This window comes from Micromonospora sp. WMMD882 (assembly GCF_027497255.1).
GTDB lineage: Bacteria > Actinomycetota > Actinomycetes > Mycobacteriales > Micromonosporaceae > Micromonospora.
In genome coordinates, this window is the sequence record NZ_CP114903.1 from 1,160,615 (window position 1) to 1,179,050 (window position 18,436).

The window sequence follows — 18,436 nt, forward strand, 5'->3', positions numbered from 1 at the left end:
GAAGTGGGTGCAACATGTACGGACGTCGAACTCCGGAGGGGTTGTCCGCGGGGTTTGTCCGGGTCGGGGGGTGTCCGTTGGTGATCAGTCGGTGGTGAGGGGGCGGGTGCTGTGGCGGACCACCAGCGGGGTGGCCAGCTCGAGGCGGTGGCTGCCGAGCTCCTCGCCGTGGGCGAGGCTGAGCAGCATCCGGGTGGCCATGCCGGCCATCTCGGTCAGCGGTTGCCGGACGGTGGTCAGGGGCGGGACGGCCCAGCGGGCGGCGTCGAGGTCGTCGAAGCCGACGACGCTCAGGTCGTCGGGTACGCGTAGGCCGCGTTCGTAGAGGGCTTCGTACGCGCCCCAGGCCATTTCGTCGGAGCAGGCGAAGACGGCGGTGGGTGGGCGGGCGAGGTCGAGCAGGGCGTTGGTCTCGTGGTAGCCGGAGGGGGCGGTGAAGTCGCCGGTGCGGACGTAGCCGGTGGGGATGCGGTGGCCGGCGGCGTTCATCGCGGCGCGGTAGCCGTCGACGCGGGCGCGGCTGCACGGGACGGTGGGTGGGCCGCCGATGACGGCGATCTGGTGGTGGCCGAGTTCGATCAGGTGTTCGGTGGCGGTGAGGCCGCCGGCCCAGTTGGTGGCGCCGACCGAGGGGATGTCGGCGGGTGGTTGGCCGGCGGGGTCGATGATGACCACGGGTATGCCGAGTTCGTCGAGTTGGCCGCGTTGGCTGGGGGAGATGTCGGACAGGACGAGCAGGACGCCGTCGCAGCGGCGGGTGGCGAGTTGTTCGGTCCAGCGGCGGTCGGGGCGGTTGCGGTGGCGGCCGTGGACGGCGGAGACGATGACGCCGAAGCCGGCGCGGTAGGCGAGTTCCTCGACGCCGTCGATGATCTGCATGGCCCAGGGGTTGCCGAGGTCGCGGAGCACCAGGTCGATGAGGCCGGCGCGGGGGGTGGGTCGGGTGGTCCGTCGGGTGGTGTAGCCGCGTTGGTCGAGCAGGGTCTGGACCTTGTGGCGGGTGGTGGGGGCGACGTCGGGGCGGCCGTTGAGGACTTTGGAGACGGTGGGGATGGACACTCCTGCCGCTCGTGCGATCTCGGCCAGGGTGGCCCGTTGCTGTTCCACGTCGTCTCCTCACCGGTCGCCCGTACCGGCCGGCAGCATAGCCCGAAAGTTTCGACGGTCGTGGGGGGTGGGCGGTGGTGGTGGGGTTCGGGGTGGGGCGGGTGGTGGGCGGGGTGCGGCGTCGGCGTGTGAGCGCGCACACGGGGTGGGTGGGTGTCCGGCGCGCGGGTGTGGCTGGAGGCCGGGGGTGGGCCGGGTCCCTGGCGGGGCCGGGGGTGGGGCGGGGTGGGGGTGGTTCAAGTTGAGACCGGATGGTGTCTTGACGCCAACCTATGTGAGCGCTAACACTATTGCCGATGCGTGAGCGGAGGATGTCATGAACGTTTCGGCGGACCCCGGGGACCGGTACGTGGTCGGTGTCGACTACGGCACGTTGTCGGGTCGGGCCCTGGTGGTGCGGGTCGCCGACGGCGCCGAGTTGGGCACGGCGGTGCACGAGTACCGCCACGGCGTGATGGACACGGTACTCGCCGTCGACGGCGGGGCGCTACCGGCGGACTGGGCCCTGCAGGATCCGGAGGACTACCGCCAGGTGCTGCGGCGGGCGGTGCCGGCGGCGCTGGCGGCCAGCGGCGTGGACCCGGCCCGGGTGGTCGGGATCGGCATCGACTTCACCGCCTGCACGGTGCTGCCGACGCTGGCCGACGGCACTCCGCTGTGCGAGGTGCCGGAGCTGCGGACCCGTCCGCACGCCTGGGTGAAGCTGTGGAAGCACCACGCCGCCCAGCCGCACGCGGACCGGATCAACGCCCTGGCCCATGAGCGCGGCGAGCCGTGGATCGGCCGGTACGGCGGGAAGATCTCCGCCGAGTGGCAGTACGCCAAGGGGCTGCAACTGCTGGAGGAGGACCCGGAGGTCTACCGGCGGGCCGACCGGTGGATCGAGGCGGCCGACTGGATCGTCTGGCAGTTGTGCGGCGTCGAGACCCGCAACGTGTGCACCGCCGGTTACAAGGGCATCCACCAGGACGGTCGGTACCCGTCCCGGGAGTACCTGGCGGCGTTGCATCCCGACTTCGTCGACTTCGTGGTCAAGCTGGACGGTCCGCTGCTGCCGTTGGGCGCGCGGGCCGGCGGGCTGACCGCCGAGGCGGCGGCGTGGACCGGCCTGCCGGAGGGGATCGCCGTGGCGGTCGGCAACGTCGACGCGCACGTCACCGCCGCCGCCGCGCAGGCCCTGGAGCCGGGCCGGCTGGTGGCGATCATGGGCACCTCGACCTGCCATGTGGTCAACGGCGCCGAGCTGGCCGAGGTGGCCGGCATGTGCGGGGTGGTCGACGGTGGGATCAGCGCCGGCTCCTGGGGCTACGAGGCCGGCCAGAGCGGGGTGGGTGACATCTTCGGCTGGTTCGTCAAGCACGCCGCGCCGGCCGGGTACGACTCGCACGAGGCGTTGACGGCCGCGGCGGCGGCGCAGCCGGTCGGGGCGCACGGGCTGGTCGCGTTGGACTGGTGGAACGGCAACCGGTCGCTGCTGGTCAACCACGATCTCAGCGGGGTGGTCGTGGGGTTGACGTTGGCGACCCGGCCGCCGGACGTGTACCGGGCGCTGTTGGAGTCCACCGCGTTCGGCACCCGCATGATCATCGAGGCGTTCGACGCGGCGGGCGTGCCGGTGCACGAGCTGGTCATCGCCGGTGGGTTGACCACCAACACGTTGCTGATGCAGATCTACGCCGACGTGACGCAGCGCCCGTTGGGCGTCATCGGCTCCACGCAGGGCCCGGCGTTGGGGTCGGCGATCCACGCCGCGGTGGCTGCCGGGGCGTATCCGGACGTGCCGGCCGCCTCGGCGGTGATGGGTCGGGTCGAGCGGGACGTGTACCGGCCGGACCCGCGGCGGGCCCGTGCCTACGACGCGCTGTACGCCGAGTACCGGCGGCTGCACGACCACTTCGGTCGGGGCGCCGAGGACATGCTGCTGCGGCTGCGCGCCATCCGTAACGCCGCCCGTCGGGCGGCCGACACCCTGCCGGCCGAGGCGGCCGAGGTCTCCCTGGAGGTGGTGGCGTGAGCGCCGAGCTGGACGCGACGGTGACGCGGCTGCGTGAGCAGGTCGCGGCCCTGCACGGTGAGCTGGTCCGGTACAACCTCGTGGCGTGGACGGCGGGCAACGTCTCGGCGCGGGTGCCGGGCCGGGACCTGATGGTGATCAAACCCAGCGGGGTCTCCTACGACGACCTGCGCGCCGACAACATGATCGTCTGTGATCTCGACGGCGTGGTGGTCGACGGTGACCTGTCGCCGTCGAGCGACACGGCCGCGCACGCCTACGTGTACCGGGCCATGCCGGAGGTGGGTGGGGTGGTGCACACCCACAGCGGCTACGCCACCGCGTGGGCGGCGCGGGGCGAGGCGATCCCGTGTCACCTGACCGCGCAGGCCGACGAGTTCGGCGGGGAGATCCCGGTGGGTCCGTTCGCGCTGATCGGCGGCGACGACATCGGCAAGGGCATCGTGGCCACGTTGTCCGGGCACCGTTCCCCGGCGGTGCTGATGCGCAACCACGGCGTGTTCACCATCGGCCGGGACGCCCGCGCGGCGGTCAAGGCGGCGGTGATGTGCGAGGACGTGGCGCGTACCGCCCATCTGACCCGGGCGCTGGGGACGCCGGCGCCGATGGCGCAGGCGGACATCGACGCCCTCTACGACCGTTACCAGAACGTGTACGGGCAGCCGAACCGGGCTGCCGGGGCCTCCTGACCGGCCCCTGTTCTTTCACCCCCACCACCCCGAAGGAGTCATCACATGTCGATTCCCCGTACCCCGATCACCCGCCGTGGCTTCGGCGCGGTGCTGGCCGCCGGCCTGCTGGCGACCTCACTGGCCGCGTGCGGCAACAGCGACACCGGATCGGAGGCCGGCGGCGGCGACGAGAAGATCGTTCTCGGTTTCTCGCAGGTCGGCGCGGAGAGCGGCTGGCGTACCGCGAACACGAACTCGATCAAGGAGGCCGCGACGGCGGCCGGCATCGAGTTGAAGTTCGACGACGCCCAGCAGAAGCAGGAGAACCAGATCAAGGCGATCCGGAACTTCATCCAGCAGAAGGTGGACGTGATCGCCTTCTCGCCGGTGGTGGAGTCCGGGTGGGACACCGTGCTCAAGGAGGCCAAGGACGCCGGGATCCCGGTCATCCTGACCGACCGGGCGGTGGACTCGGCGGACACGTCGCTGTACAAGACGTTCCTGGGGTCGGACTTCGTGAAGGAGGGCCGGCTGTCCGGTGAGTGGCTGGTCGAGCAGACCAAGTCCGCGTCGGGCCCGGTGAACATCGTCGAGCTGCAGGGCACCACCGGGTCGGCGCCGGCCAACGACCGGAAGAAGGGCTTCGCCGAGGCCATCGCCGCCAACCCCAACCTGAAGGTCGTCGCGTCGCAGTCGGGTGACTTCACCCGGGCCGGCGGCAAGCAGGTCATGGAGCAGTTCCTCAAGGCCAACCCGAAGATCGACGTGCTGTTCGCGCACAACGACGACATGGGGCTGGGCGCGTTGGAGGCGATCACCGCGGCGGGCAAGACGCCCGGCAAGGACATCACCATCATCACCATCGACGCGGTGCGTGACGGCATGCAGGCGCTGGCCGACGGCAAGTTCAACTTCATCGCCGAGTGCAGCCCGCTGCTGGGCGACCAGCTCATGGAGCTGACCAAGAAGGTCCACGCCGGTGAGGAGGTGCCTCGTCGGATCGAGACCGAGGAGACCACCTTCACCCAGGAGCAGGCCAAGGCCGCGCTGCCCAACCGCAAGTACTGACCGGTCGGGCCCCACGACGCGTCGTACCGGCACCCGGGACCCTCGCCGGACGACGGCCGGGGCCGGCGGTGTGGCTCGCCCACGCCGCCGGCCCCGGCGCCCCGGTGGTGGGTGCCGGCCGGCGACGCGCACGACGAAAGGCTGGTGGGATGTCGCAGCGGCTTCCGGTCCTGACGATGACCGGGATCAGCAAGATCTTCCCGGGAGTGCGCGCCCTCGACGGCGTCGACTTCCGGATGTTTCCCGGCGAGGTGCACGCCCTGATGGGTGAGAACGGCGCCGGCAAGTCCACTCTGATCAAGGTGCTGACGGGTGTGTACGGCACCGACGGCGGCGTCATCACCCTCGACGGGCGGCAGGTGTCCTTCGCCGGCCCGATGCAGGCCACCGCGGCCGGGGTGAGCACCGTCTACCAGGAGGTCAACCTCTGCGCCAACCTGTCGGTGGCGGAGAACATCTTCATCGGCCGGGAGCCGCGCCGCCTGGGCGCGGTGAACTGGCGGGAGATGCGCCGACGCGCCCGCGCCGTGCTCGCCCGCCTCGACCTGGACATCGACGTCACCGAACTGCTCGGCTCGTACTCGCTGGCCGTGCAGCAGATGGTGGCGATCGCCCGCGCCGTCGACATCGACGCCCGGGTGCTGGTGCTGGACGAGCCCACCTCCAGCCTGGACGCCGACGAGGTGGCCCACCTGCTGCGCATCATGCGCCAACTGCGGGAGCAGGGCATCGCGATCCTGTTCGTCACCCACTTCCTCGACCAGGTGTACGGCATCGCCGACCGGATCACCGTGCTGCGTAACGGCCGGCTGGTCGGCGAGTGGACGACCGCCGACCTGCCGCAGCTCGCGCTGGTCGAGAAGATGATCGGCAAGGAGCTCGACGCGTTGGAGCGCCTCGACGAGGCCGGCGGCGGGGACCTGACCGCCGTGGAGCAGGGCACCCCGGTGGTGGCCGCCGACGGTCTGGGTCGGGGCGCGGCGGTGGCCCCGTTCAGCCTCACCATCCACCAGGGGGAGGTGGTCGGTCTGGCCGGGCTGCTCGGCTCGGGACGCACCGAGGTGGCCCGGTTGTTCTTCGGCGCCGACCGCGCCGACCGGGGTCAGCTCGCCGTCGACGGCCGGCCGGTGGCGGTACGCAACCCGGTGGCCGCCATCGACCGGGGCATCGCGTTCTGCTCGGAGAACCGCCGCACCGAGGGGCTGGTCGGCGAGCTGACCGTGCGGGAGAACATCATCCTGGCCATGCAGGCCGCCCGGGGCTGGCTGCGGCCGGTGCCGCGACGCCGGCAGGACGAGCTGGTGCAGAAGTGGATCGACGCGTTGAGCATCCGGCCGGCCAACCCGGAGATGCCGGTGCGTAACCTCTCCGGCGGCAACCAGCAGAAGGTGCTGCTGGCCCGCTGGCTGATCACCGAGCCGCGGCTGCTGATCCTGGACGAGCCCACCCGGGGCATCGACATCGGCGCGAAGACCGAGATCCAACGCCTGGTCGCCCGGCTCGCCGACGGCGGCATGGCGGTGCTGTTCATCTCCGCCGAGCTGGAGGAGGTGCTGCGGCTCAGCCACAAGGTGGCGGTGATGCGGGACCGGCAGATGGTCGCCCAGCTCGCCAACGACGACAGTCTCGACGCCGAGCGCGTCATGCGCGCCATCGCCAGTGGCGCCTCCCAGGAAGGACCGGTGCCGGCATGAGCGCGACGGTACGGACCCGACTCGCCGGGCTCACCGGGCACCGGTTGTTCTGGCCGCTGGTGGTGCTGGTGGCGCTGCTGGTGGCCAACACCGTCTACCGGCCCAGCTTCCTGTCCGTCGAGCTGACCAACGGCCACCTGTACGGCAGCCTGATCGACATCGTCCGGCTCAGCGCGCCGCTGATCCTGGTGGCCCTGGGCATGTCCCTGGTGATCGCCACCGGCGGCATCGACCTGTCGGTCGGCTCGGTGGTGGCGGTCGCCGGCGCGGTGGCCTGTCTGCACATCAGCCGGCAACCCGACCAGAACAGCGTCGCCACGGTGCTCACCGCGCTGGCGTTGGCGTTCGGGGTGGCGTTGCTGCTCGGCGCGTGGAACGGCGTGCTGGTCGCGGTGATCGGCATCCAGCCGATCATCGCCACGCTGATCCTGATGGTCGCCGGCCGCGGCCTGGCCCAGTTGATCAGCCAGGGGCAGATCATCACCATCAACAGCGATCCGTACCGGACGATCGGGGTGGGGCACCTGTTCACGCTGCCGTTCGCCATCGTCGTCGCGCTCGCGGTGACGCTGCTGGTGGCGGCCCTGACCCGCCGTACCGCCCTCGGTATGATCATCGAGTCGGTGGGCGGCAACGCCGAGGCCAGCCGGCTCGCCGGCGTGCGGTCGCGGCGCATCACGTTCCTGGTGTACGTGGTCAGCGCGGCGTGCGCGGCCATCGCCGGGTTCATGATGACCGCCAACGTCTCCAGCGCCGACGGCAACGCCGCCGGCCTGTGGGTGGAGCTCGACGCGATCCTCGCCGTGGTCATCGGCGGCACCGCCCTGGCCGGCGGCCGGTTCTACCTCGGCGGCACCATCGTCGGCGCGCTGATCATCCAGACCCTGACGACCTCGGTGTACGCGATGAACATCGACCCGCAGACCGCCCTGCTGTTCAAGGCGGTGGTGGTGATCGTGGTGTGCCTCATCCAGGCCCCGGCGTTCCGGGCGAAGTTTCGGCGGCGTCGCCCGTCGGCGCCCGCGACGCCACCGGTGGCCCCCGCAGCGACGCAGAAGGAGCAGGTGCCGGCATGACCACGAACACCCTGGCCGGGAGCGCCGGCCGGGCCTGGTGGCGGTTGCCGCAACGACACGTGCCGGTGCTGGCGACCCTCGCGCTGCTGCTGGTCATGTACGGCATCGGCGTGTCGCAGTACCGGGCGTTCTCCGGCCCGCAGGTCGTGTTCAACATCTTCATCGACAACGGGTTCCTGCTCGTGGTCGCCGTGGGCATGACGTTCGTGATCCTCACCGGCGGCATCGACCTGTCGGTCGGCTCGGTGGTGGCGATGACGGCGATGGTGTCGGCGTCGCTGCTGGGCAACGGGCTGCACCCGGCGCTGGTGCTGGTGATCGCGTTGCTGATCGGCCCCGCCCTGGGGTTCGCGATGGGCTGTGTCATCCACTTCTTCGACATCCAACCGTTCATCGTCACCCTGGCCGGCATGTTCTTCGCGCGGGGGCTGTGCACCTGGATCAGCACCACGTCCGTGCCGATCACCGACGGGTTCTGGACCTCGATGGCGCAGGAGCGCATCCGACTCGGTGAGAGCTTCGTGTCCTACAGCGTCCTGATCGCCCTGGCCGTGGTGCTGGTGGCGGCGTACACGCTGGCGTACACGCGGCTCGGCCGTAACGTGTACGCCGTCGGCGGCAACCCGCAGTCGGCGCTGCTGATGGGGTTGCCGGTGGGGCGCACGAAGATCGCCGTGTACACCGTCAGCGGGCTCTGCTCGGCGATCGGCGGGATCCTGCTGTCGTTCTACACGCTGTCCGGGGCGCCGCTGATCGCCGTCGGCATGGAGCTGGACGTCATCGCCGCGGTCGTCATCGGGGGCACCCTGCTCACCGGCGGCTCCGGCTACGTGTTCGGCACCGTGCTCGGCGTGCTCGTCCTCGGCGTGATCCAGACCCTGATCACCTTCGACGGGAGCCTGAACTCCTGGTGGACCAAGATCGTCATCGGTGGTCTGTTGTTCGCGTTCATCCTGCTCCAACGCCTCGTCGGCATCCGCAAGAAGTGACCCGACCAGTTCATCGGAAGGCAACCCCATGACCAACCCATCCCCGGCCGCCGAGGTCTGGTTCCTCACCGGCAGCCAGGGCCTGTACGGCCCGGAGACGCTGCGTCAGGTCGCGGACCAGTCCCGGCAGATCGCCGCGCAGCTCGACGCCGATCCCGCCGTCCCGGCCCGCGTGGTCTGGAAGCCGGTGCTCACGTCCAGCGCGGAGATCCTCGCCGTCTGCCGTGACGCGGCCGTGCAGGGGGCGGTCGGGGTGATCGCCTGGATGCACACGTTCTCCCCGGCCAAGATGTGGATCTCCGGGCTGGACGCGCTGCGCACCCCGCTGCTGCACCTGCACACCCAGGCCAACGTGGCGCTGCCGTGGTCCGACATCGACATGGACTTCATGAACCTCAACCAGGCCGCGCACGGCGACCGCGAGTTCGGGTTCGTGCAGACCCGCCTCGGGGTCGCCCGCAAGACCGTCGCCGGGCACGTCAGCGACCCGCGGGTCACCGAGCGGATCGCCGCCTGGACGCGGGCCGCCATCGGGCACGCCGAGATGCGTTCGCTGCGGCTGGCGCGCTTCGGCGACAACATGCGCGACGTCGCGGTCACCGAGGGTGACAAGGTCGAAGCCGAGCTGCGGTTCGGGGTCTCGGTCAACACCTACGGCGTCAACGACCTGGTGGCGGCCGTCGACGCGGTCGACGAGCCGCGTATCGACGAGCTGGTCAAGGAGTACGACGACACGTTCCGGCTGGACCCGCTGCTGCGGGCCGGCGGCGAGCGGCACGCCTCGCTGCGTTACGCCGCCCGCATCGAGGCGGGCCTGCGGGACTTCCTCGACGCCGGCGGGTTCCGGGCGTTCACCACCAACTTCGAGGACCTGGGCGGGCTGCGTCAGCTGCCCGGCGTCGCCGTGCAGCGGCTGATGGCCGACGGCTACGGCTTCGGCGGCGAAGGCGACTGGAAGACCTCGGTGCTGGTCCGCACGCTCAAGGCGATGGCCGTCGGCGCCACCGGCGGCACGTCGTTCATGGAGGACTACACCTACGACCTCACCCCCGGCCAGGAGGTCGTGCTGGGCGCGCACATGCTGGAGGTGTGCCCGAGCATCGCCGCCGACACGCCCAGCGTGGAGATCCACCCGCTGGGCATCGGCGGGCGGGAGGACCCGGTACGGCTGGTCTTCGACGCCGCCCCCGGCCCGGCGGTGGTGCTCGGCCTGGCCGACATGGGGGAGCGGTTCCGGCTGGTCGCCAACGAGGTCGACGTGGTGGCCCCGCCGCAACCGCTGCCGAAGCTGCCGGTGGCGCGGGCGGTGTGGCGGCCCCGCCCGGACCTGCCCGCCTCCGCCGAGGCGTGGCTGACCGCGGGCGCGCCGCACCACACGGTGCTGTCGCAGGCCGTCGGCGTCGAGGAGCTGCACGACCTGGCGGCGATGGTCGCCACCGAGCTGGTCGTCATCGACGCCGACACCCGGCCCCGACGGTTCGCCGACGAGCTGCGCTGGAACCAGGCCTACTACCGGCTGGCCCGGGGATTCTGACCCCGGCGGCCGGCGAGGGGGTGTGATGGGGCAGCAGCCGGAGGCGCGGGCCGCGGTGATGAGCGACGTGGCCCGGCTCGCCGGGGTGTCGCACCAGACCGTGTCCCGGGTGCTCAACAACCATCCGAGCGTGCGGGAGGAGACCCGGCAACGGGTGCTGCGCGCCGTCCACCAGCTCAACTACCGGCCCAACGCGCTGGCCCGCGGGCTCGCCGGCCGGCGGTCCCGGGTCATCGGGGTGATCAGCTTCGACACCATCCTGTACGGGCCGGCGGCCACCCTGCTCGGTGTCGAACGCGCCGCCCGGGCCGCCGGCTACGGCATCAGCATCGTCACCCTGGAACGGCTCGACCGGGCCGGGGTGGCCTCGGCCATCGACGCGCTGACCGAGCAGTCGGTGGCCGGGGTGGTGCTGATCGCGCCGATGCTGACCGCCGCGGTGGCGGTGTCCGGGCTGCCGACCGGGGTGCCGGCCGTGGTGGTGGAGTCCGGTCGGGCCGGTGAGCTGCCCAGCGTCTCCGTCGACCAGGTCACCGGCGCCCGGCTGGCCGTGGAGCACCTGCTGTCGCTCGGCCACGAGACGGTGTGGCACATCGCCGGCCCCCGGGACTGGCTGGAGGCCCGGGACCGGATGGACGGGTGGCGGTTGGCCCTGGAGGTCGCCGGCCGGCGGACGCCGCCGGCGCTGACCGGGGACTGGAGCCCCCGCGCCGGCTACGAGATCGGCCAGTCCCTGGCAGACCGGCCGGAGGTCACCGCCGTGTTCTGCGCCAACGACCACCAGGCGCTCGGCCTGCTGCGGTCGCTGCACCAGCGGGGCGTGCGGGTGCCGCAGGACGTCAGCGTGGTCGGCTTCGACGACATCCCCGAAGCCGAGTACCTGTCGCCGCCGTTGACGACCGTCCGGCAGGACTTCGACGAGGTGGGGCGGCGGTGCGTGGCCACTCTGCTGGAGTCCTTCGGCGAGGCCAACGGGCACCCCATCGACCGGCGGGTCGAGCCGACGCTGGTGGTGCGGGCCAGCAGCGGCGGCCGTGGCTAGACGACGGTGATCCGGACGGCGAGTCGGTGCTGGTCCGGACCGTCCGGGGCCTGGTGATCTGCACGGTCGTGACGCCGGGCTGCTCGTCCTGGGCGCGGACGCGGTGACCGCGCCGTCAGTGGCGGACGCCCGGGAAGAGCCGCAGCGCCTGGTGGTAGCCGGTGCGGATCCGGGTGTGTTCCGGCGACGCCCACCCGGCGAATTAGATCGCCCGGTCGACCTGCGCGGTGACGCTCGTCGCGCCCCGTGCCACGAACACCGGCGCCGGCAAAGCGCGGTCGGCCGACCCGGAGGTCCTCCGGAGCAGCGCCACCAGTTCGGCGGGCGCCTCGTCGACGAAGTGGCGCAGGTACGGCCGGATGTCCTCGTTGGTCGTCCGCGGGTCGGCGCGCGGTCGGTCTCTTCCTTGCGCCGTCGACGGCGGAGGCGGATGCTGAATGGCATCAAACAATGTCGATATTAGGGAGGTCGGGGTGCGTCGTTCCCCGTTCGTCGCCACCGTGCTGGCCGCGCTTGTCGTGGCGCTGCCCGGAGTCGCCCAGGCCCGGCCGGCCGGACCCGACCCGCTCGCCCGGCCGGTCGGATCAGCGCCCGGGGCCGTCATCCGGGCCGCGGCCGTCCTCGCCGGGGCGGCCGTCCCCGGCACGGCCTGGGGACCCGACCCGGTCACCGGGCGGATGACGGTCACCGTCGACGACACCGTCACCGGGGACCGGCTGACCGCGCTGCGCGCCACGGTCGCCCGGGCCGACGCCGTGCTGCGCCACGAGCCCGGCCGGCTGACCACCCTCATCGCCGCCGGCCAGGCCATCTACGGCAACGGCGGCGGACGCTGCTCGCTCGGCGCGAACGTCCGGCGCGGCAGCGTCTCCTACTTCGTCACCGCCGGGCACTGCGCCGTCGCCGGCAGCACCTGGTACGCCGACAGCGCCCAGAGCACCCTGCTCGGCGTCCGGGCCGCCGCCGCCTTCCCCGGCGACGACTACGGTCTGGTCCAGTACACCAACCCGGCGGTCCCGCGTCCCAGCGCGATCCACACCTACCCCGGCACGATCACCGCGACCGGGATCGCCAGCGCCCACGTCGGTCAGCGGGTCTGCCGCAGCGGAGCGACCACCGGCGTGCGGTGCGGCAGCGTCACCGGACTCAACGTCACCGTCAACTACGCCCAGGGCTCGGTGTCCGGGCTCATCCGCACCAACATCTGCGCCGAGCCGGGCGACAGCGGCGGTCCGCTCTACGATCCGGCGACCGGGCGGATCCTCGGCATCCTCTCCGGTGGCAGCGGCAACTGCGGCAGCGGCGGCGTCAGCTACTACCAGCCGATCGGGGAGATCCTGTCAGCGTACGGGCTCACCCTGCCGTGACCGGCGCCCCGTCGCCTCCCCGCGAGGTGGCGGGGCGCGCCGGGCCGCGGCCGGCGGCGGGACCGGTCACCGCCACCGCGGCCAGGCAGATCACGGTGGCGAGCACCAGCGCCGGCCGGCCGCCGAGCTGGGCGGCGAGCGAGCCCAGCGGGATGGCCACGACGATCGGGCCGAACATCACCGTGTTGGCCGTCGCGGCCACCCGACCGAGCAGCGCCGTCGGCGTGTGGGTCTGCACCGCGCTCACGGCGGCCACCAGCGCCCACGGCAGGCCCACCCCGACCGTCACCGTGGCCGCCACCACCGTCGCCGGCCAGGGCAGGACACGGACCAGACAACCGACGGCGAACAGCGCCACGCCGATCCCACCGGCGCGGACCGGCCCGAGCCGGCCGACCAGCCGGCCGACGAACAGGCCACCGAGGACCGACCCGACGCCCTGCGCGCTGACCAGCACGCCGAGAAACGTCGTCGGCAGCGCCAGGTCGGTGGTCACGACCTCGTACACCGCCGCTGTCGTGAAACCCGACATGGCGACCGCGACGGCCGCCAACAGCACCGTCGCCCGGACCGCCGTCGTGCCGCGCAGCAGGCGCGCCGGCGTCGTCCGGTGGCCCGCGTCGGCTGGCCGCCGGGCGGCCCGTGACGGTGGCTGCTCCGGCGGCGTCCGGACCGCGCGCACGGCCCCGTACAGCAGGGACACCAGCGTCGGCGCGGCGGCGGTGAGCGCCGCCACCGCGTGGCCGCCCCGCCACGCGTACAGGCCAGCGCCGACCAGGGGCGCCAGCAGCTTCATGCCCTCCTGGGCGCTGGACCGCCAACCGTTGACGTCGGCCAGCTCGGTGGGGGAGAGCGCGGACGGCAGCAGGGCCGTCTCGCCCGCGTCTCTCAGCACGAGGCTGATCCCGTAGACGGCGCAGACCAGGAAGAGCAGCCAGGTCTGCGCGGGACCGCGGACCGCCAGGAGGCTCAGCAGCGCGCCGGACAGCGCCAGGTTCACCGTCACCAGCAGCGGCCGTCGGGGCAGCCGGTCGACCACGTCACCCAGCCATGGCCCGGCCAGCACCGGCCCGTACACGCAGAGGCCGACCAGCGCGGCCAGGCCGGCGGAGCCGGTGAGGTCGAGCGCCCAGATCCCGGCGACCAGGATCAGCGTGGCGCCGGTGAATCCGGAGAGCGCCGAGATCACCACGAACAGGACAGCGTTGCGCCGCATCGGCTTCTCCCAGGTTCGAGTCCGGCGACTCAGATCCTCAGTGGTGAGTCGATGCGACGCAATGCTGCACCGCTACGTCAATGTTTCGTTGACAGGGCGTGGTGGAGGGCGGCCAGGGCGACATGCGCCGGCGGCGGCAGTCGGGCCGGATCGACCCGGTCGAGGTCGGCCACCACCTGGGTGGCCAGCGTGTGCAACGGGCCGGGGGCGGCGTCCACGGCGATCGCCGTGGTGTCCCGCACCAGGGCGGCGTGCGGGAACCGCCGCGCCCAGGCCCGGTCCGCGCTCATCCACCGACCCAGCTCCGTCAGGGCCGACCGCAACGCGGTGAGCTGCGGCGACCAGGCGCGGTCGAGCTGGTCCCAGCGCGTCAGCCGGGCCGCCACGAGCCGCTGGCGGCGCTGCTCGGCGGCCTGCCGGCTGGTCAGGCCCAACGCCGCGGCGAGCTGCGCCCAGGTGGCGCCCGCGTGGCGGGCCCGGTCGATCAGCTCCAACTCCCGCTCGTCGAGGCGGGCTCGGGCCACGCGCAGCTCGGCCAGCTCGATCATCTCCGACTGCATGTGTCAACGCTACGTTGACGCGGTCGCGGTGGCGCGGCCCGGCCTGCCCGCCGGCCCGGCCGTCCCGCCCCCGCGTCGGCGCCCGCCGCTCAGGGGCGCGCCGGCTTGCGGGCCACCACCAGCTCCCAGCCGCCCGGCAGCACCTCAGGCTTCTCGAAGCCGACCTCGGCCAGCAGGTCGGTGTAGTAGGACACCTCGCGCAGCCGGCTGACGCAGGTGTCCACCCCGATCAGGAAGTACGTCCAGAAGAACTGCACGGCCAGCCGGTCCGGGGTGCGGAACTCCTCGCAGATCAACACCTGCCCGCCCGGCGGCAACGCCGCGTACGCCTTCTCCACCAGCATCCGGGACACCTCGCCCGGCCAGTCGTGCAGCACCCGCACGAAGGAGACGGTGTCGTAGCCGTCCGGCAGCGGCTCGGCGAGGAAGTCACCGGCGACGAACCCCAACCGCGCCGGGTCGACGCAGCCCAGGCGGGTCTGCTCCACCAGCGGCCCGACCGCCGGCAGGTTGTAGACGTCGGCCCGCAGCCCCGGGGCGTCGGCGAGGATCCGCGCGGCCAGGGTGCCGTCGCCGCCGCCGACGTCGAGCAACCGCCGCCGCCCCGACCAGAGCCGGTCGGCGTGCTGGCCGAACACCTCGACCACCGGTCCGACCCCGGCGGACATGCTCCGCTCGAACGCCGCCGTCTGCTCGTCGGTGCGCGGCGGCCAGGCGAAGTCGTCGTCGGTCATGCCGACCTCGCCGCGCAGCGCCCCGGGCAGCCGACCGTGCAACCGCTGCCACGGGTACCGGTCGCGGTCACGTTCGATCGACGCCGGCCCGAACACCGCCACCACGGCCTCCCGCAGCCCCGGCACGGCCCGGTAGCTGGCCTCGGCGATGTCGTCGCCCGGCTCCTCCCGCGCCACGAAACCGAGGCTCTCCAGGCAGTCCAGGAACTTGTACAGCCGCAGCGGCCGCACCCCGAACCGGTCGGCCAGCTCGTCCAACCGGGCCGGACCCGGCTCCAGCACGTCGAGCAGGCCCATGCCCAGGGCGGTCTCCAGCACGTCCACGGCCTTGCTGGCGTTGACCAGCAGGCTCATCAACGCCCGGGGGGACAACGACACGGTGCTCATCGGGTGACCTCCTGGCCGAGCGCGTCCATGAACTCGTCGATCTCCTCGAGGGTGTTGTAGACGTGCGGGCCGACCCGCAGGTAGCCGCGCCAACTACAGACCATGTTCCGGGCGGCCAGCCGCCGCTTGACCGCCTCGCCGTCGGGGATGTCGAGACACACCACGCCGCCGCGGCCCGCGTCGGTCCCGCTGACCACCGGCAGGCCCAACGCCCCGGCCCGGTCGATGATGTGCTGCGTGCAGCGCAGCGAGTGCGCCCGGATCGCCGGGACGCCGACCCCCGCCAGCAGGTCCAGGCCGACCTGCGAGATCAGCGAGGTCAACGGGTACGGCGTGCCGCCGGCGAAGCGCTGCGCGCCGTCGGCGAAACGCCGCGACGGCCGGAAGGTCAACGCCACGTCCCCGGCCTGCCACCCCGTCGCCGCCGGCTCCAGGCCGGGCAGCAGATCCGGGCGTACGTAGAGGAACGCGGTCCCGACCCCGCACAGCCACTTGTGCGCGCCGCCGAGCAGGAAGTCGACGCCCAGCGCGGTGACGTCGACCGGCATGACCCCGACGCTCTGGAAGGCGTCCACCACGACCAGCGCGCCGACCTCGTGCGCCCGGCGCGTCAGGCGGGCCAGATCCAGGGTGGCGCCGGAGGAGAAACTGGCGTGCGCGACGCAGACCAGCAGCGTCCGCTCGTCGATCCGGTCGATCAGGGCGTCCTCGTCGAAGCGCGGGCCCCCGGCGCCGACCACGTCCAACCGCGCGCCGTAGCGGCCGAACGCGTTCCAGACGAACGGCACGGTCGGGAACTCCAGGTCGGTGGTGACGACCCGGTCACGCGGCGGGCGGTAGTCGAAACAGGACGCCACCCGGGCCAGCAGCGTGCTCAGGTTCGCGTCGGTGACGACGCTGCCGGCCGGCGCGTTGAGCAGCGCGGCGACCGAGTCGGCGTACCGGTCCAGGCCCTCGTGCCAGCCGCCCCAGACGTCGTCGCGCCAGCCGCGCAACGTGTCCCAGTACCGGCTCAGCACCTGCTCGGCCGCGCCGGGGACCGCGCCGGTGGAGTTGCTGTTGAGGTAGACGCAGGTGGACAGCACGGGGAACTGGTCCCGCAACGCCCGACCCGGGCCGGGGTCCCCGGTCGGCGTGGGCTCATTCATCGTCGGCCCCCGCAGCGGACACGGGCGTCCGCTCCGCTGCCGGGCCGGTGGCGTGGTCGGCGCGGACCTGCCACAGCTCGGGGTAGAAGCGGTGGTCGGCGAGGCGGGCCAGGGTGGTGGCGGCGCTGCCCCGGACGCCGGCGGGCGCGTGACTGCCGATCCGCAGGGCGATCCGGTAGTGCCGGGAGCGCCAGAGCGCCACCCGCTCGTCCCAGTCGAGCATCGCCTCGGCCAGCCGGTGCGTCGGGTCGGCCGGGCTGCCGTCGTAGAGCACGGCCAGGTCGAGCCGTCGCCGGGCGAGCAGATCCTGGAACGCCCGACCCAGGTGGCGGCTGGCGGTCTGGGCCTGCCGCCAGCCGGGCGACTCGGCGCCCGAGCCGTTGCCCAGCGCCGGCTGCATCGCCTGGAAGTCGGCGGGGGAGAGGTGACGGAACATGTCCAACTGGTCGGTGACGAGCCGGACGCACAGCACCGCTCGGGCGAGCAGCAACTCGGCCTCGCCCGGCTCATCGCCGTCGACCCGGGCGGTCGCCTCGGCGACCTCGGCCGCCGCCAGCTTCAACCACAGCTCGGTGGACTGGTGCACCACCTGGAAGAGCAACTCGTCGCGGTGGATCACCTCCTCCGGCCGTCGTTGCAGGTCGAGCAGGGCGTCCGTACGCATGTACCGCGCGTAGTCGGTGCCTCCCTCGCCGGGCAGCACCGGGGCGTAGTCTCGCTTCACAGAATCGTCCCTTTCGGTGTCGGTCTGGCGACCGCCGCGACCCGGGATCGTCGCGCGGTCATTATCCAGTGACCGGAGGCAATGACCAGATCCACCCCCGTCATGGCGTCCGTAGTGTCGGCATCGGTGTGGGTAACCGCTTTTGCGGCGAACCGGTCCGGCGTTCCCGGTATGACGTGGGTGGATGTGATCCTCCGTGGCGGGGTGGGCCGTGGCGGCGTCGGCGCGGGCGTCGGCCGTCGTCGGCGTCCGCCTTCGGCTCCGGTGGGTCCGATGCGGACGGGTCCGTCCGGAGGCGGCGTCGCTGTCCGGTTCCCGACCCGGCGGGGTCCGGCGCCGCAGGGTCGACGCCGCCCGCCCGCAGCGGGCCGAAGGCCGGCGTGGCCACCGTCACCCGCGGGTGAACTGCCCGTCAAGCCTGCTTGGAGGGGTTTCCGGCGCGGTGTCCGTGCTGGCGGGGGTGGTGATCGGTGCGAGGTGGCGTCCGTTGCCGTCGCGCCGCAGGCGGCGGCGGACAAAAGCGCGACAAATATAAATACATCACGACCACCAAAGCGGACAAGAGTTCCACAGTAGATCATAGCCTCCCCTTACCTCTGGCGGCCGACATAAGAGCTCCAACGCGACCTTTCGCGGTAGTGTCCAACAACTGAGTTCCGCTGATAGCATCCCGGCAACGATCCGTTAGACGGTTGCGCGGGGGCGCTGTTCGGGTCGATGCTGTAGCGAATTCCTATCGGCCGTCCCGGTCCTCGGTCCGGTGTTGGTCTTCCACTTCTCCTCGGTCCGGCTCCATGAGCCGGGCCTGGTGTCGCGAATTGGAGCGTGCTGTGGGCGAGGGCTCGACGGTGGTCGACGTTCGGCAATTCCGGACGATCGGGCCCGCCGTGCCGACGGCGCGTTCCGCCGTTCGCGGCCCACGGACCGAAGGTTTTCTCCGGACATCCGACGTCGCGGTCACCCCGCGTGCGCGGCGCGGCACGGAAAGCAACCCGAATGCTCCGTCGGCGCCCGACGCCGTCGACCGGAACGCGGCTCGCGGTCGACGCCGCGCGCCACGTCCAGCGCGACCGTCCCGACCGGACGGTCGGCTCCCGCGCCTCTC

General features: G+C 72.4%; 16 protein-coding genes. 9 read left to right on the forward strand and 7 right to left on the reverse strand.

Annotated elements, in window-relative coordinates:
- Positions 1–84: 84 nt before the first annotated feature.
- Positions 85–1,107 carry a LacI family DNA-binding transcriptional regulator gene (locus tag O7606_RS04325; protein ID WP_281597713.1) on the reverse strand — a complete coding sequence of 341 codons (1,023 nt, stop codon included), beginning with the start codon at positions 1,105–1,107 and terminating at the stop codon, positions 85–87.
- A gap of 316 nt (positions 1,108–1,423) precedes the next feature.
- On the opposite strand from O7606_RS04325, the gene araB reads away from it, so the two are divergent.
- From araB to O7606_RS04365, 8 genes are all read left to right on the forward strand, one after another.
- A complete protein-coding gene (gene araB, locus O7606_RS04330; protein ID WP_281597714.1) occupies positions 1,424–3,121 on the forward strand; it encodes a ribulokinase in 1,698 nt (565 codons plus the stop codon).
- Positions 3,118–3,810 carry an L-ribulose-5-phosphate 4-epimerase gene (locus O7606_RS04335; RefSeq protein ID WP_281597715.1) on the forward strand — a complete coding sequence of 231 codons (693 nt, stop codon included), beginning with the start codon at positions 3,118–3,120 and terminating at the stop codon, positions 3,808–3,810. The genes araB and O7606_RS04335 overlap by 4 nt, the downstream gene beginning before the upstream one ends.
- Positions 3,811–3,855: 45 nt before the next feature.
- On the forward strand, positions 3,856–4,860 hold the full coding sequence (locus O7606_RS04340; protein WP_281597716.1) for an ABC transporter substrate-binding protein: 1,005 nt from the start codon (positions 3,856–3,858) through the stop codon (positions 4,858–4,860).
- Between the two features lie 149 nt (positions 4,861–5,009).
- The gene (locus O7606_RS04345) at positions 5,010–6,554 is read left to right on the forward strand and encodes a sugar ABC transporter ATP-binding protein (RefSeq protein WP_281597717.1); all 1,545 of its coding nucleotides are present in this window, start codon (positions 5,010–5,012) and stop codon (positions 6,552–6,554) included.
- Complete coding sequence (locus O7606_RS04350) at positions 6,551–7,630, forward strand: ABC transporter permease (RefSeq protein WP_281597718.1); 1,080 nt, start codon at positions 6,551–6,553, stop codon at positions 7,628–7,630. Before O7606_RS04345 ends, O7606_RS04350 begins: the two co-directional genes overlap by 4 nt.
- A complete protein-coding gene (yjfF, locus tag O7606_RS04355) occupies positions 7,627–8,619 on the forward strand; it encodes a galactofuranose ABC transporter, permease protein YjfF (RefSeq protein ID WP_281597719.1) in 993 nt (330 codons plus the stop codon). The genes O7606_RS04350 and yjfF overlap by 4 nt, the downstream gene beginning before the upstream one ends.
- Positions 8,620–8,647: 28 nt before the next feature.
- Complete coding sequence (araA, locus tag O7606_RS04360; RefSeq protein ID WP_281597720.1) at positions 8,648–10,153, forward strand: L-arabinose isomerase; 1,506 nt, start codon at positions 8,648–8,650, stop codon at positions 10,151–10,153.
- A 25-nt stretch (positions 10,154–10,178) separates the two neighbouring features.
- Entirely contained in the window at positions 10,179–11,195 is a 1,017-nt protein-coding gene (locus O7606_RS04365) for a LacI family DNA-binding transcriptional regulator (RefSeq protein WP_281597721.1), read from the forward strand.
- 202 nt (positions 11,196–11,397) lie between these two features.
- Here the strand turns inward: O7606_RS04365 and O7606_RS04370 are convergent, their stop codons facing one another.
- On the reverse strand, positions 11,398–11,646 hold the full coding sequence (locus O7606_RS04370) for a hypothetical protein (RefSeq protein WP_281597722.1): 249 nt from the start codon (positions 11,644–11,646) through the stop codon (positions 11,398–11,400).
- Between the two features lie 22 nt (positions 11,647–11,668).
- Between O7606_RS04370 and O7606_RS04375 the strand changes: the two genes are divergently transcribed.
- Positions 11,669–12,562, forward strand: a complete 894-nt coding sequence (locus tag O7606_RS04375; protein WP_281597723.1) for a S1 family peptidase — start codon at positions 11,669–11,671, stop codon at positions 12,560–12,562.
- On the opposite strand, the gene O7606_RS04380 is transcribed toward O7606_RS04375, so the two are convergent.
- The 5 genes from O7606_RS04380 to O7606_RS04400 form a co-directional block, all read right to left on the reverse strand.
- The gene (locus tag O7606_RS04380; RefSeq protein WP_281597724.1) at positions 12,549–13,778 is read right to left on the reverse strand and encodes an MFS transporter; all 1,230 of its coding nucleotides are present in this window, start codon (positions 13,776–13,778) and stop codon (positions 12,549–12,551) included. The genes O7606_RS04375 and O7606_RS04380 overlap by 14 nt on opposite strands.
- A gap of 77 nt (positions 13,779–13,855) precedes the next feature.
- Positions 13,856–14,338 (reverse strand): hypothetical protein, encoded by a 483-nt coding sequence (locus O7606_RS04385; protein ID WP_281597725.1) that lies wholly within the window; start codon positions 14,336–14,338, stop codon positions 13,856–13,858.
- Positions 14,339–14,427: 89 nt separating this feature from the next.
- Complete coding sequence (locus tag O7606_RS04390; RefSeq protein WP_281597726.1) at positions 14,428–15,459, reverse strand: methyltransferase; 1,032 nt, start codon at positions 15,457–15,459, stop codon at positions 14,428–14,430.
- Positions 15,456–16,607 (reverse strand): aminotransferase class V-fold PLP-dependent enzyme, encoded by a 1,152-nt coding sequence (locus O7606_RS04395; RefSeq protein WP_281597727.1) that lies wholly within the window; start codon positions 16,605–16,607, stop codon positions 15,456–15,458. Before O7606_RS04395 ends, O7606_RS04390 begins: the two co-directional genes overlap by 4 nt.
- Complete coding sequence (locus O7606_RS04400) at positions 16,600–17,331, reverse strand: tryptophan 2,3-dioxygenase family protein (RefSeq protein ID WP_281597728.1); 732 nt, start codon at positions 17,329–17,331, stop codon at positions 16,600–16,602. The genes O7606_RS04395 and O7606_RS04400 overlap by 8 nt, the downstream gene beginning before the upstream one ends.
- Positions 17,332–18,436: the final 1,105 nt, after the last annotated feature.

Bases quoted from the DNA above. Each gene is read 5' to 3' on its own strand.
- O7606_RS04380 (WP_281597724.1), bottom strand. From the start codon at position 13,778: ATGCGGCGCAACGCTGTCCTGTTCGTGGTGATCTCGGCGCTCTCCGGA.
- O7606_RS04340 (WP_281597716.1), top strand. From the start codon at position 3,856: ATGTCGATTCCCCGTACCCCGATCACCCGCCGTGGCTTCGGCGCGGTG.
- O7606_RS04385 (WP_281597725.1), bottom strand. From the start codon at position 14,338: ATGCAGTCGGAGATGATCGAGCTGGCCGAGCTGCGCGTGGCCCGAGCC.
- O7606_RS04365 (WP_281597721.1), top strand. From the start codon at position 10,179: ATGGGGCAGCAGCCGGAGGCGCGGGCCGCGGTGATGAGCGACGTGGCC.
- O7606_RS04345 (WP_281597717.1), top strand. From the start codon at position 5,010: ATGTCGCAGCGGCTTCCGGTCCTGACGATGACCGGGATCAGCAAGATC.
- O7606_RS04390 (WP_281597726.1), bottom strand. From the start codon at position 15,459: ATGAGCACCGTGTCGTTGTCCCCCCGGGCGTTGATGAGCCTGCTGGTC.
- O7606_RS04350 (WP_281597718.1), top strand. From the start codon at position 6,551: ATGAGCGCGACGGTACGGACCCGACTCGCCGGGCTCACCGGGCACCGG.
- araA (WP_281597720.1), top strand. From the start codon at position 8,648: ATGACCAACCCATCCCCGGCCGCCGAGGTCTGGTTCCTCACCGGCAGC.
- yjfF (WP_281597719.1), top strand. From the start codon at position 7,627: ATGACCACGAACACCCTGGCCGGGAGCGCCGGCCGGGCCTGGTGGCGG.
- O7606_RS04395 (WP_281597727.1), bottom strand. From the start codon at position 16,607: ATGAATGAGCCCACGCCGACCGGGGACCCCGGCCCGGGTCGGGCGTTG.
- araB (WP_281597714.1), top strand. From the start codon at position 1,424: ATGAACGTTTCGGCGGACCCCGGGGACCGGTACGTGGTCGGTGTCGAC.